The sequence below is a fragment of the Hoeflea sp. AS60 genome (assembly GCF_038900115.1).
Classification (GTDB): Bacteria; Pseudomonadota; Alphaproteobacteria; order Rhizobiales; family Rhizobiaceae; genus Hoeflea.
Genome location: NZ_JBBMQP010000002.1, coordinates 1,021,490 through 1,034,196, shown reverse-complemented (window position 1 = coordinate 1,034,196; position 12,707 = coordinate 1,021,490). Strand labels below are relative to the sequence as shown.

General features: G+C 58.1%; 13 protein-coding genes. 12 read left to right on the top strand and 1 reads right to left on the bottom strand.

Annotated features, from left to right (window positions below):
- Positions 1 to 16: 16 nt before the first annotated feature.
- Positions 17 to 403, top strand: a complete 387-nt coding sequence (locus WNZ14_RS15195; RefSeq protein ID WP_342869484.1) for an ester cyclase — start codon at positions 17 to 19, stop codon at positions 401 to 403.
- Positions 404 to 525: 122 nt separating this feature from the next.
- Here the strand turns inward: WNZ14_RS15195 and WNZ14_RS15190 are convergent, their stop codons facing one another.
- A complete protein-coding gene (locus WNZ14_RS15190; protein WP_342869483.1) occupies positions 526 to 1,203 on the bottom strand; it encodes a type 1 glutamine amidotransferase domain-containing protein in 678 nt (225 codons plus the stop codon).
- A 381-nt stretch (positions 1,204 to 1,584) separates the two neighbouring features.
- On the opposite strand from WNZ14_RS15190, the gene rpsB reads away from it, so the two are divergent.
- The 11 genes from rpsB to lpxA all read left to right on the top strand — a co-directional run bounded on the left by rpsB (position 1,585) and on the right by lpxA (position 12,705).
- Entirely contained in the window at positions 1,585 to 2,376 is a 792-nt protein-coding gene (gene rpsB / locus WNZ14_RS15185; RefSeq protein WP_342869482.1) for a 30S ribosomal protein S2, read from the top strand.
- 152 nt (positions 2,377 to 2,528) lie between these two features.
- The gene (gene tsf / locus WNZ14_RS15180; RefSeq protein ID WP_342869481.1) at positions 2,529 to 3,452 is read left to right on the top strand and encodes a translation elongation factor Ts; all 924 of its coding nucleotides are present in this window, start codon (positions 2,529 to 2,531) and stop codon (positions 3,450 to 3,452) included.
- Positions 3,453 to 3,559: 107 nt separating this feature from the next.
- A complete protein-coding gene (pyrH, locus tag WNZ14_RS15175) occupies positions 3,560 to 4,282 on the top strand; it encodes a UMP kinase (protein ID WP_342869480.1) in 723 nt (240 codons plus the stop codon).
- A 61-nt stretch (positions 4,283 to 4,343) separates the two neighbouring features.
- Positions 4,344 to 4,904 (top strand): ribosome recycling factor, encoded by a 561-nt coding sequence (gene frr / locus WNZ14_RS15170; RefSeq protein WP_342869479.1) that lies wholly within the window; start codon positions 4,344 to 4,346, stop codon positions 4,902 to 4,904.
- Between the two features lie 38 nt (positions 4,905 to 4,942).
- Complete coding sequence (locus WNZ14_RS15165) at positions 4,943 to 5,686, top strand: isoprenyl transferase (protein WP_342870244.1); 744 nt, start codon at positions 4,943 to 4,945, stop codon at positions 5,684 to 5,686.
- On the top strand, positions 5,686 to 6,522 hold the full coding sequence (locus tag WNZ14_RS15160) for a phosphatidate cytidylyltransferase (RefSeq protein ID WP_342869478.1): 837 nt from the start codon (positions 5,686 to 5,688) through the stop codon (positions 6,520 to 6,522). The genes WNZ14_RS15165 and WNZ14_RS15160 overlap by 1 nt, the downstream gene beginning before the upstream one ends.
- A 78-nt stretch (positions 6,523 to 6,600) precedes the next feature.
- Positions 6,601 to 7,734, top strand: a complete 1,134-nt coding sequence (gene rseP / locus WNZ14_RS15155) for an RIP metalloprotease RseP (RefSeq protein ID WP_342869477.1) — start codon at positions 6,601 to 6,603, stop codon at positions 7,732 to 7,734.
- A 204-nt stretch (positions 7,735 to 7,938) separates the two neighbouring features.
- Positions 7,939 to 10,293 carry an outer membrane protein assembly factor BamA gene (bamA, locus tag WNZ14_RS15150; RefSeq protein ID WP_342869476.1) on the top strand — a complete coding sequence of 785 codons (2,355 nt, stop codon included), beginning with the start codon at positions 7,939 to 7,941 and terminating at the stop codon, positions 10,291 to 10,293.
- Between the two features lie 50 nt (positions 10,294 to 10,343).
- Complete coding sequence (gene lpxD / locus WNZ14_RS15145; protein ID WP_342869475.1) at positions 10,344 to 11,408, top strand: UDP-3-O-(3-hydroxymyristoyl)glucosamine N-acyltransferase; 1,065 nt, start codon at positions 10,344 to 10,346, stop codon at positions 11,406 to 11,408.
- A complete protein-coding gene (fabZ, locus tag WNZ14_RS15140) occupies positions 11,405 to 11,875 on the top strand; it encodes a 3-hydroxyacyl-ACP dehydratase FabZ (RefSeq protein WP_342869474.1) in 471 nt (156 codons plus the stop codon). Before lpxD ends, fabZ begins: the two co-directional genes overlap by 4 nt.
- Positions 11,875 to 12,705, top strand: a complete 831-nt coding sequence (gene lpxA / locus WNZ14_RS15135; protein ID WP_342869473.1) for an acyl-ACP--UDP-N-acetylglucosamine O-acyltransferase — start codon at positions 11,875 to 11,877, stop codon at positions 12,703 to 12,705. The genes fabZ and lpxA overlap by 1 nt, the downstream gene beginning before the upstream one ends.
- Positions 12,706 to 12,707: the final 2 nt, after the last annotated feature.

Genomic DNA, 12,707 nt, shown 5'->3' with positions numbered 1-12,707 from the left:
ATACCAGGAGGACGCCATGCCGACAGATCCGCAGATCAACAAGAAGAACGCCGTCGCGTTTTACGACATGATGTTCAACCAGTGTGAGCCACGTGCCGCGATCGAGCAGTTCGTGGGTGACGAGTACATCCAGCACAATCCCCACGTTGCGGATGGCAAGGAAGCCTTCATCGCCTATTTTGAGCGTATGGCGTCCGAATACCCGGGCAAGATCACCCATTTCAAACGGGTGTTTGCGGAAGCCGATCATGTGATCCTGCATTGTCACCAGGTCTGGCCCGGGAGTGACGATTACGCCGGCATCGACATCTTCCGTTTTGATGAGCATGGCAAGATCGTCGAACACTGGGATGTGCTGCAGCCAATTGACGACCACTCCGAGAATGCCAACGGTTTGTTTTGAACCGGGTTAGTCTCCGTTGGTACTCTGACAGGTCGGCGCTGGTCACTTTCGGCAGCCGTCACCGGATATCTCCAGGAGCGATAAGGGGCATCGCCCCTTATCGCGTTTGATTGTCTTGGACCCTATTTCAGCAGCGCCAGCAGTGCCTTGGCGGCTTCTTCCGAAGAGGCCGGGTTCTGGCCGGTCACAAGCTTGCCATCGGTGAGGACGAACGAGGCCCAGTCGTCGCCCTTCTCATAGTGTCCGCCGTTCTGCTTGAGCATGTCTTCGACCAGAAACGGAACCACCTTGGTCAGGCCAACAGCGTCTTCTTCGCTGTTTGTGAAACCGGTGACCCGCTTGCCCGAAACCAGTGGCTTTCCGTCGGCACCCATGGTGGATTTGAACACGGCCGGTGCATGACATACCGCACCTACCGGCTTGTCCGAGCCTGCGAAGGCTTCGATCAGCCGTTTACTGTCTGCATCATTCGCCAGATCCCAGAGTGGGCCGTGACCGCCGGGATAGAAAATTGCATCAAAGCCATCGGCGTCGACATCGGCAAGCTTCTTGGTCTGAGCCAGCGCCTGCTGCGCCTGCGCGTCGGTCTTGAACCGCTTGGTGGCGTCAGTCTGGGCGTCGTCCGCGTCGCTCTTCGGATCGATCGGTGGCTGACCGCCCTTGGGTGAGGCAAGAATGACGTCGGCCCCGGCGTCCTTCAATACGTAATAGGGGGCTGCGAATTCCTCGAGCCAGAAGCCCGTCTTTTCGCCGGTATCGCCGAGCTTGTCGTGAGAGGTAAGTACCATCAGGATTTTCATCGGTATGCGTCCAGTTTATGTTTGAGGGAGAAAGCAGGTGGTGCGCGATCGAGCGAACCCTTCGCCGTACCCCGCGCAACGCGACTGCGGTACGCCGGTTCCAGGCGGGAACGCTGTATCTGGTCATTCACCAGGTTATTCCAAGGCCCTGATTGATCTATTGTTCCGGGAGCGGTCGGGCGGAGCCCCGGGTCCGGTAAAGCATCGTCGGATTTACGGCTTTCAAACCCTTCGTGCTTGCAATACCGCGCGGTTGCCTGTAAGCGACGCCTATTCCACACGTGGGGCATGGGTTGATCCGGGAGAAATCCGGATTGGTCCGCCGGTGGCGCTTAGCGCTCACGCCCTGCGGAGGTTCAACCGGAAACAGGAGTAAAAGGCATGGCATTGCCTGAATTTTCAATGCGCCAGCTGCTAGAAGCAGGCGTCCACTTTGGTCACCAGACTCACCGCTGGAACCCGAAAATGAAGCCGTACATCTTCGGCGCTCGCAACAATCTTCACATTCTCGACCTCGGCCAGACCGTTCCAATGCTCAACGTGGCATTGAAGCTGGTTTCCGACACCGTGTCCAAGGGCGGCCGCGTGCTGTTCGTTGGCACCAAGCGTCAGGCTTCCGAGATTGTTGCAGATGCTGCCGCCCGTTCGGCCCAGTATTACGTCAACGCCCGTTGGCTCGGCGGCATGCTGACCAACTGGAAGACCATTTCGCACTCGATCCAGCGTCTGCGCAAGCTCGACGAGATCCTTGCGTCTGAAGCTTCCGGCTTCACCAAGAAAGAACGCCTCAACCTTGAGCGCGAGCGTGAAAAGCTCAACCGCGCACTTGGTGGTATCCGTGACATGGGCGGCACGCCTGACCTGATGTTCGTTATCGACACCAACAAGGAAGGCATCGCCATCCAGGAAGCCAAGCGCCTTGGTATTCCGGTTGTTGCGATCATCGATTCCAACTGCGATCCCGACGTTGTCGATTATGCGATCCCGGGCAATGACGACGCTTCGCGCGCCATTTCGCTCTACTGCGATCTGATCAGCCGCGCCTGCATCGACGGCATCGCCCGTCAGCAGGGCGCATCGGGCGTCGACCTCGGCTCAATGGATGCTCCGGTCGAGCCTGCGCTTGAAGAATCCGCTCCAGAAGCTGCTGCGGAAGCGCCTGCACAGGCATAATTCCGGGTTTCGGACAAAACCGGCCCGGCCAAGCCATCGTGCTTTGCCGGGCTGTCACATTTCAATGGCATGTTGATATGCCGTCAGGCGATTTGGGATTCGATACCGCGGTTGCGCTCGAGCCGGACGCCCCCAAGAATGAAGAGGCTGTTATGAGCATTACTGCTGCAATGGTGAAAGAGCTGCGCGACAAGACCGGCGCTGGCATGATGGACTGCAAGAAGGCACTCGGCGAAACCGATGGCGATATGGAAGCAGCAATCGACTGGCTGCGTGCCAAGGGCATTGCAAAGGCTGACAAGAAGTCCGGCCGCACAGCCGCTGAAGGCCTGATCGCCGTCGCTTCGGAAGGCAACTCGGCCGTTGTGGTCGAAGTTAACTCCGAGACCGATTTCGTCGCCCGCAACGATGGCTTCCAGGAACTGGCCCGTTCGATCGCTTCGGTTGCCCTGTCAACCGATGGTTCAAGCGATGCCGTCAGCGCTGCAACAGTGGCGTCAACCAGCAAGTCGGTCACCGATACCGTCAAGGATGCGATCGCCCATATCGGCGAGAACATGAATTTCCGCCGTTCGGCCAAGCTGTCCGTCGAGGATGGTATTGTTGCAACCTACGTTCACAACTCGGTTGCCGACGGTCTTGGCAAGCTCGGTGTCATCGTTGCCGTCAAGTCGACAGGTAACAAGGACGCCCTGGCTGCAATCGGTCGTCAGGTCGCCATGCACATCGCTGCCACCAATCCGCTTGCACTGACCTCTGACGATGTTGATGCGACGGTCGCTGATCGCGAACGCAACGTGTTCATCGAGCAGGCCCGCGAATCGGGCAAGCCCGAAGCCATCATCGAGAAGATGGTCGAAGGCCGCATGCGCAAGTTCTACGAGGAAGTCGCCCTTCTTTCGCAGGCTTTCGTCATGAACCCCGACCAGACTGTTGGCGAAGCCGTCAAGGCTTCCGCAGCTGAAGCTGGCGCTCCTGTCGAAGTTGCCGGTTTCGTGCGCTTCCAGCTCGGTGAAGGCATCGAGAAGGAAGAAAGCGACTTCGCTGCGGAAGTTGCTGCCGCTGTAAAGGGCTGACACTTATCGCCTTCAAGGCGTATTGTGGAAAAAACCGGAAGGGCATCGCGTGACAACGCGGTGCCCTTCGTGTATCCGGGCCTGACACATCAGATCCGGATCATTTCATGTCATCAGCACCCCTGTTCAAACGCGTCCTTCTTAAAGCGTCCGGCGAAGCCCTTATGGGCGAGCAGGGATTTGGTATCGATGTTGCGGTGGTCGACCGGATCGCCTTGGACATCGCCGAAGTTCGGGGCATGGGCGTCGAAGTGGGCGTTGTGGTCGGCGGTGGCAATATTTTCCGCGGCGTCGCGGTGGCGTCCAAAGGTGGCGACCGTGTCACCGGCGATCACATGGGCATGCTTGCTACAGTGATTAACGCACTGGCGCTCGCCACGTCGTTGCGCAAGCTCGGCATCGACACAGAGGTGCTCTCGGCCATCTCCATGCCGGAAATTTGCCAGAGCTTTTCCCAGCGCGCAGCCCTGCATCATCTCGAAAAGGGCAGGGTGGTGATTTTTGCCGGCGGCACCGGCAACCCGTTCTTTACCACTGATTCAGCCGCTGCCTTGCGTGCGGCGGAAATGGGTGCTGAAGCTATTCTCAAGGGCACCCAGGTTGACGGCATTTATTCCGCCGACCCGAAGAAGTTTCCTGACGCAGTGCGCTTTGACAACATTACCCATGACGAGGTGCTCAACAAGGGGCTTGCCGTGATGGACGTCGCAGCCGTTGCGCTGGCGCGTGAGAACTCGATACCGATTGTCGTCTTTTCGATCCATGAAAAGGGCGCATTCGCAAAGATTATGGTCGGCGAAGGCCGGGCAACCATCGTTCGCGATCATTGATGCGGTATGCGCAATAAGCGCGCCGCAATGAAAACTGGGTTATTTGCAGGAAGGACTGGCGATGAGTGAAGGCGCTGATTTGAAAGAACTCAAACGTCGCATGGAAGGCGCAATCGCGGCCTTCAAGAGCGACATTGCATCATTGCGCACTGGCCGTGCATCAGCCAACGTGCTCGATCCGGTGATGGTCGAGGCCTATGGCAGCCGGGTACCGCTCAACCAGGTCGCCAATGTGACCGTTCCCGAGCCGCGCATGCTTGGCGTCTCTGTCTGGGACAAGCAGATGGTTGGCGCTGTCGATCGCGGGATCCGTGAGGCCAATCTGGGCCTCAATCCGATCGTCGACGGACAGAACCTGCGTATTCCGCTGCCCGAACTCAACGAAGAGCGCCGCAAGCATCTCGTCAAGGTGTCCCACACCTATGCCGAGAACGCGCGTATCGCCATTCGCAATGTTCGCCGCGACGGCATGGACACGCTCAAGAAGGCGGAAAAGGATGGCGACATCAGCCAGGATGACAGCCGCCGCGAATCCGAGCTTGTGCAGAAGATGACCGACGAGACGATTGCCGAAGTCGATCACTTGCTCGCGGAAAAGGAAAAGGAAATCATGCAGGTTTAGGCGCGATTCGCGTTAGAGATCGGGAAATGGCCAGAACAATGCGATCCGAAGCTCCCATCATCATGCCGCGGCATGTTGCCATCATCATGGATGGCAATGGACGTTGGGCAAAAGCACGGGGCCTGCCGCGGACTGCCGGCCATCGTGCAGGTGTCGAGCGGGTTCGCGAGGCTGTACGCACGGCCGCAGAGGCCGAAATCGATTATCTGACGCTTTTTGCCTTTTCCTCTGAAAACTGGAACCGGCCCGAACAGGAAGTCTCCGACCTGATGGGGCTTCTGCGGTTTTTCATCCGTCGGGATCTGGCCGAATTGCATCGCGAAAATGTCTGCATCAAGGTGATTGGCTGTCGCCACAAGATCCAGCCTGACATTCGCGCGCTTCTCAATGAGGCCGAAGACCGGACCCGCGGCAATACCGGCATTACCCTGGTTATCGCCTTCAACTACGGCGCCCGCGACGAGCTTGTCCGCGCAGTGCGTCAGATCGCAGAAGCCGTTCAGTCTGGCGACATCGATGCGGGATCCATCAGCGAAGAGACCGTGTCGGCCCACATCGACACCGCCGGCATCCCCGATCCGGACCTGGTGATCCGTACAAGTGGCGAGCAGCGGCTGTCCAATTTCCTGTTGTGGCAGGCCGCTTATTCGGAATTTGTTTTCATGCCGTGCCTGTGGCCTGATTTTGATCGTGCAGCGTTTCACGACGCGCTGAACGAGTTCGGCCGCCGCGACCGTCGTTTTGGGGCTGTGTCAGCGCCCGATCTCGCGGTCGGCTCCTGATGTCGCGGGAGCTGAGGTTACGGATCGTTTCCGGGGTAATCCTTGGCATTCTGGTTCTGGCCACCACTTGGGCCGGCGGTATCTGGTTCAGAAGCCTGGCTGTCCTGATCATGGTGCTGATGCATTATGAGTTTTCCACGATAACCAATGCGGCTGCCAAGGCGCCACTTGCCAACGCTATTGGCTGGATGTCGGTCCTCGCGACTGGTGTTTTTGTCCTCACGTCACTGCCTTCAATGGCCTTGGCCGCGATCTTTATAGGTTGCGGCGGTGCGGTCCTTGCCGGCGTGACCCGCGGCGGCGGACTTTGGTCTGCCACGGCGGTGCTCTATGCGGGCTTTTCGGGTCTTGCGCTTGCTGAAATTCGCGGCGAGGGGCATTTCGGCCTGTTTGCCATGCTGTTTCTGTTTGCCATTGTCTGGTCCACGGACATTCTCGCCTACTTTTGCGGGCGAGCCCTCGGTGGGCCCAAACTGGCTCCAAGAATATCACCCGGCAAGACTTGGTCGGGCGCGATTTTCGGCGCGGCTGCAGGTGTTGGGGCAGGCGTCGGAGTGGCGCTGATCATTCGCCAGGGCGGCGGACTGATGATCCCTCTGGTCGCATTGCTGCTCTCTGTTGCATCCGAAATTGGCGATCTGTTCGAATCCTGGGTCAAGCGTCGCTTTGGCGCCAAGGATTCCAGCCACCTGATACCGGGGCATGGTGGGGTGATGGACCGTGTCGATGGTCTTGTCTTTGCCGCATTTGCAGCCTTCTTGCTGGGCAATATCCTGCCGCTTGCTGACCACGCAGGTGTCGCTGACGAGCTTGCGGCAAGGTTGCTCGGTTTATAAGTCGTCCGGACGGGCGACTTTGAACGCTCTGAACCAAATGGACGCCTGCATATCTGCGTCACGAAAGGATCCGACCATATGGAATTTCTGACCTCTTCGGCTGGAAGCATCCTTAGCGCGTTGCCACCGTTTCTGTTGGTGCTCACCATCGTGGTCTTCTTCCACGAACTGGGGCACTATCTCGTCGGGCGGTGGTGCGGCATCAAGGCTGAGGTCTTTTCGGTCGGTTTTGGTCCGGAACTGATTGGTCGGACGGACAAGCACGGAACCCGGTGGAAGCTGTCGCTGGTGCCGCTGGGTGGATACGTCAAGTTCCTCGGCGACGAGAACGCCACCAGCCTTCCCACAGGCGCCGGCGGTGACGCATTGAACGAGACCGACCGGGCAGCATCCTTCCCCGGAGCAGCCCTCTGGCGCCGTGCGGCAACGGTTGTTGCGGGACCGGTGGCCAATTTCATTCTTGCGATCGCGATCTTCTCGGTGATGTTTGGCCTCAATGGACGGGTTATCGGTGACCCGGTTGTTGCCGAGGTGCAGCCGGCAAGTGCCGCCGAAGCTGCCGGCATTTTGCCAGGCGACCGCTTTGTCGCCATTGACGGGGTTGAGGTTGAGATCTTTGATGATGTGCAACGCTATGTCAGCGTCCGTCCGGAAGTGCCTATTGCGGTCACCATGGACCGTCAGGGCAAGATGGTCGACGTGACGTTGACGCCTGCGCGGACCGAGATCTCCGACAATTTTGGCAACAAGATGGAAGTTGGCCGCATCGGCGTTGTCACCAACAATGATTCAGGCAATTTCCGTGTCCGTGAATACGGACCTTTGGAAGCTGTCGGCGAAGGCGTTGCCCAGAGTTGGTACATCGTTACGCGAACCTTCGATTACATTGGCAATATCGTGACCGGCCGGGAAAAGGCTGATCAGCTTGGTGGCCCGATCCGTGTAGCCAAATATTCCAAGGACATGTCGACGCTGGGCATCGGTGCGCTGATCCAGCTCGCTGCAGTGCTCTCGGTCTCCATCGGCTTGCTCAACCTGATGCCGATTCCGATGCTGGATGGCGGGCATCTGGTTTTCTACGCCATCGAGGCCATCCGTGGGCGCCCGCCCGGCGAGGTTGCCCAGGAGTGGGCCTACCGCTTCGGTCTGACGGTCGTTCTGGCGCTGATGCTGTTTTCAACATGGAACGACGTATCCATGTTGATCGGTTGAAATTGAGGGGCTGGCTGTGCTAACGGTTTGTTTACCTTGATAATGGGTAGAAGTGGCTAAATCGCCACGTCTGCAAAGGAAGTAAACAGAAATTAACTCCGTCCCTTGCTTGTATGGCAAAAGCGGGTAAAACGGGCACCAGTCATGACTCACGATGTGTGTCGCCGTTTGGGGCATCCGAGTAAAAAAAAGGTAATAAGATCAATGAAGGCCGGTTCAAACCTTTTGAACGCAGTGTCAGCAGTTGCGCTGACGGCGGGGATCGTTGTGACAGGCGCAGGCGTTGTAACGCTTGCGGGAGTTGCGGTAGCAGAGGCTGCGGTCATCAATCGCGTCGACGTGCGGGGCAATTCCCGCGTTGATGCATCAACCGTGCGCGGTAACCTCACGATTTCACCTGGCGCGAGCTTCAACAACAATGACATCGATGAATCGGTGAAGCGGTTGTTTGCGACTGGCCTGTTTTCCGATGTGCAGATCAGTGTCTCCGGCTCGACCCTGATCGTCACCGTCGCAGAGAACCAGATCATCAATCAGGTGGTCTTCAACGGTAACAAGAAGCTCAAGGATACGGCTCTCAAGAATGTCGTTCAAAGCCGCCAGCTTGGTGCCTACAATGATCTGATCCTCCAGGCCGACGTTCAGGCGATCCGTGATGCCTATTCGGCGATTGGCCGCAGTGATGCGACAATCACCACTCGTCTGGTTCCTGTTGACGGCGGTCGCGTCAATATCGCTTTCGAAATCAACGAAGGCGACCGCACCAAGATTTCGTCGATCAACTTTGTCGGCAACCAGGCTTTTGGCGACGGACGTTTGTCCGATGTCATTACTACCAAGAAGTCCGGCCTGCTGTCGTTCCTGAGCCGCAAGGACGTCTACGACGAGGACAAGCTGCGCGCTGACGAAGAACTGCTGCGCCGTTTCTACTACAACCGCGGTTACGCCGACTTTCGGGTGATTTCGTCCTTCGCCGAGCTTGATGAAACCAGCAACGAATATGTTGTGACCATCACGGTGGAAGAAGGCGAGCGCTACGTGTTTGGCGATGTCAGCGTCGAAAGCACTGTGCCTGGTATCGATTCTGATTCCCTCAAGGGATTGATCGAGACCCGCAGCGGATCGGTTTACAGCGCCAAGGACGTCGAAGACACCATCATGTCGATCTCCGATCGTGTGGCGACGCAGGGCTATCCATTCGCGCAGATCACGCCGCGCGGCGATCGTGATTACAACAATCGCACCATTTCCGTGGTCTACCTGGTCGACGAGGGCACGCGTGCCTATGTCGAACGTATTGAAATCCGCGGCAATACGCGTACCCGCGACTACGTGATCCGTCGCGAGTTCGATCTTGCTGAAGGCGATGCCTTCAATCAGGTTCTCGTGCGTCGTGCCAAGAAGCGTCTCGAAGAGCTGAAGTTCTTCTCCTCCGTTGAGATCTCCACCCAGCCTGGCTCGCAGCCTGACCGTGTGGTTCTGATCGTCGATGTGAAGGATCAGTCAACCGGTGAATTCGGTATTGGTGGTGGCTATTCCAACACCGACGGCTTTACCGCCACTGTTGATATCACCGAGCGCAACTTCCTCGGTCGCGGCCAGTTCATCCGGGCATCCGTGGGCGGCGGTGTCGATACGCGCGAATACTCGCTGTCCTTTACCGAGCCGTATTTCCTGGGTTATCGCCTGGCAGCCGGATTTGATGTCTTCAAGAAGACTGACGCGAGCTACACAGGTTTTGAAGAGGCGGTTCAGGGCATCAACCTGCGCCTTGGTGCACCGATTACCGAGAACCTGTATTTGACCACAGCGTTTAAATACACCCAGACCAAGTATAGCGGCATTACCACCGTTACCTCGAATCCGGAACGTAATGCCATCAACCGGGCAATCGCCAGCGGCAGCCACGATATAGGCGCGCTGTCCTACACGTTGTCCTACAGCACGCTTGACGACAATGTTCTGCCGCGTGAGGGCATTTCAGCAAGGTTCACGCAGGAATATGCGGGACTTGGCTTCGATTCGAATTACGTAAAGACCACTGCCAAGGCCAGCTATTTCGGCATGTTGTCTGAATCGGCCGATCTGATCGCTCAGGTCACTGTCGGCGGCGGAAACGTCGTTTCGACGGGTGGCAACAATCTTCGCGTGTTTGACCATCTGTTCCTTGGTGAGGAAACCATCCGCGGTTTCGACACCAGAGGTATCGGCCCGCGTGTGTTCAACGGCGCTACCGAAGTGGGTGCAGCCGGCGGTACCACATACTTCAACGGTACGGTTGAACTCTCGGCGCCACTGCCGGCAATATCCCGCGATTTCGGCCTTCGGTTCAACGTATTTGCCGATGCCGCCACGCTCTATGGCAACGACATCAGCGCAGCTGATTTCGGCACCCAGACCCTGGGTGGATCCAGTATGGATCTGCGCACGTCTGTTGGCGCCGGTATCATGTGGGCTTCGCCTTTCGGTCCGCTTCGCGTCTACTACGCCGAGCCGGTCGTCAAGAAGAGCTACGACAAGATCAAGAAATTCGGCTTTGGCGCCTCGACGCGCTTCTGATTTGGCACGGGTGGCGGCAACGCCGCCCGGTCTCTCCATCTGGTCTCTTTATGGACAATCATCGCTTTTTCCCTCCGCATGAAGGCATGTCGCTTTCGGACCTGTCCGGTCTCTGCGGAGCGGAACTTGCCGACCCGTCTTTGTCCGGTCGCTTGGTGACAGGCGTTGCACCTTTGTCGCGCGCCGGCGAAGGGCAAGTCACCTTCGCCAATTCCCGTAAGGCCTTGCCGGATCTGGGCAAGTCTCGGGCTGCGGCTGTATTTGTAACGGCCAACCTTGCCGAACACGTGCCCTCCGGTGTCGCGTCTCTGATCGTGAAAGCGCCGCAGACTGCATTCGCGCGTGCCGTGGCCGCATTGGTGCCGTCCGCCGTCAGGCCCCTGCGATTGACCAGCGGAGATGGTGTCGCGGAAACGGCATTCGTCGATCCGTCAGCACTGCTGGAAGATGGGGTCGTTGTTGAAGCCGGTGCGATCATTGGTCGAGACGCAGAGATCGGCGCCGGCTCGGTCATCGGAGCAGGGGCTGCCATTGGCGCGGGAACCCGGATCGGCCGCGATTGCCATGTCGGCCATGGTGCGACAGTCCAGCATGCGCTGATCGGCAATGATGTCATCATCCACCCTGGAGTGCGCATTGGCCAGGACGGTTTCGGTTATGCACCCGGCCCTCGTGGTCTGGAAAAGATCCCGCAGATTGGCCGTGTGATCATTCAGGATCACGTTGAAATTGGCGCAAATACGACCATTGACCGCGGTGCGTTGGACGATACGGTCATCGGCGAGGGCACAAAAATCGACAATTTGGTGCAGATTGCCCACAATGTCCGCATAGGCAGATATTGTGTCATTGTCTCCCAGGTTGGTATAGCCGGCAGCGCGACCATTGGCGATCGGGTCATGATTGGCGGGGCGTCTGGTATCACAGGCCATGTGACCATAGGCGACGGTGCACAGCTGACCGCGCTCAGCGGTGTTGCCGGGGACGTTCCCGCAGGTGCTTTGTGGGGGGGGCAGCCGGCACGCCCGATGCGTGGGTTTCTCCGTGATGCGGTTGCAGCCAACGAGCGCGCCTTTGGCAAGAAAGACAGGAAAAAAGGCGGAGACGACACATGACGGAAACTGTGACGAAAACACTGGAATCTGCGGATATCCGCGAGATCATGAAGCTCCTTCCGCATCGTTATCCGTTTCTTCTCGTTGACCGGATCGAAGCCATAGACGGTGACAACTCGGCTATCGGCATCAAGAACGTCACGGCCAGCGAACCTCACTTTACCGGTCATTTTCCCGGCAATCCGATCATGCCGGGTGTCCTCATCATTGAAGGAATGGCCCAGACTGCCGGCGCGATATGCGCCAAGGCAACTGGCGGCGGCAATAACCTCGTCTATTTCATGACCATTGATAATGCCAAGTTCCGCAAGCCGGTCGTTCCCGGCGATCGGCTTGAGTATCATGTCACCAAGATCAAACAGCGCGGCAACATTTGGCGCTTCCATTGCGAAGCCCTGGTTGCCGGCGCCAAAGCCGCCGAGGCGGATATCGGAGCCATGCTGGCTCCCGGAGAAAGCGAGTCCTGATGACAACGCCTGCGCCCGCTGCCCTGCACCCGGCTCGCATTCACCCCATGGCCGTCGTCGAAGACGGCGCTCGGATCGGTATGAATGTCGAGATTGGCCCTTTTTGCCATGTTGGTCCCACGGTCACACTTGGAGACAATGTGCAGCTGATGAGCCATGTCGTCATTCAGGGGTGCACCAGTATCGGCGATGGGTCCGTTGTTTTCCCAAATGCCGTTCTTGGCTGTGCCCCGCAAAACGTTCACTACAAGGGCGAGGACACAGAACTCGTCATCGGTCGGTCCTGCACGATCCGTGAAGGTGTGACCATGCATCCCGGCATGCCTGATGCTGGCGGCAAGACCACGGTTGGCGACAATTCCATGTTTCTGGCCTATTCGCATGTTGCGCATGATTGCCATGTCGGAAGCAATGTCATCCTGTCAAACAATGTCATGCTTGCGGGACACGTCACCATCGGTGATCGCGTCATTATGGGCGGTGGGGCTGCGGTTCACCAGTTTGCCCGCATTGGCCACCACGCCTTTATTGGCGGCCTGGCGGCTGTCAGCAATGACGTGATCCCCTACGGCATGCTCAACGGCAATCCCGGCATTCTGATGGGTCTCAACATCATCGGCATGCAGCGCTCGGGCTTTGAGAAGGCAGACATTCACGCGGTCCGTCGTGCGTTCAAGGCGATCTTCAATCCGACCACGCCAATTCGCGAAAATATCGCCCGCGTCCGCGAACAGGCCGACATGAATGCCGCCGTCGCCGATATCATTGCCTTCATTGATGCCGACAGCGAACGCGCGCTGTCTTCACCCGCCCGGGGTCAACGGGGCTGAAG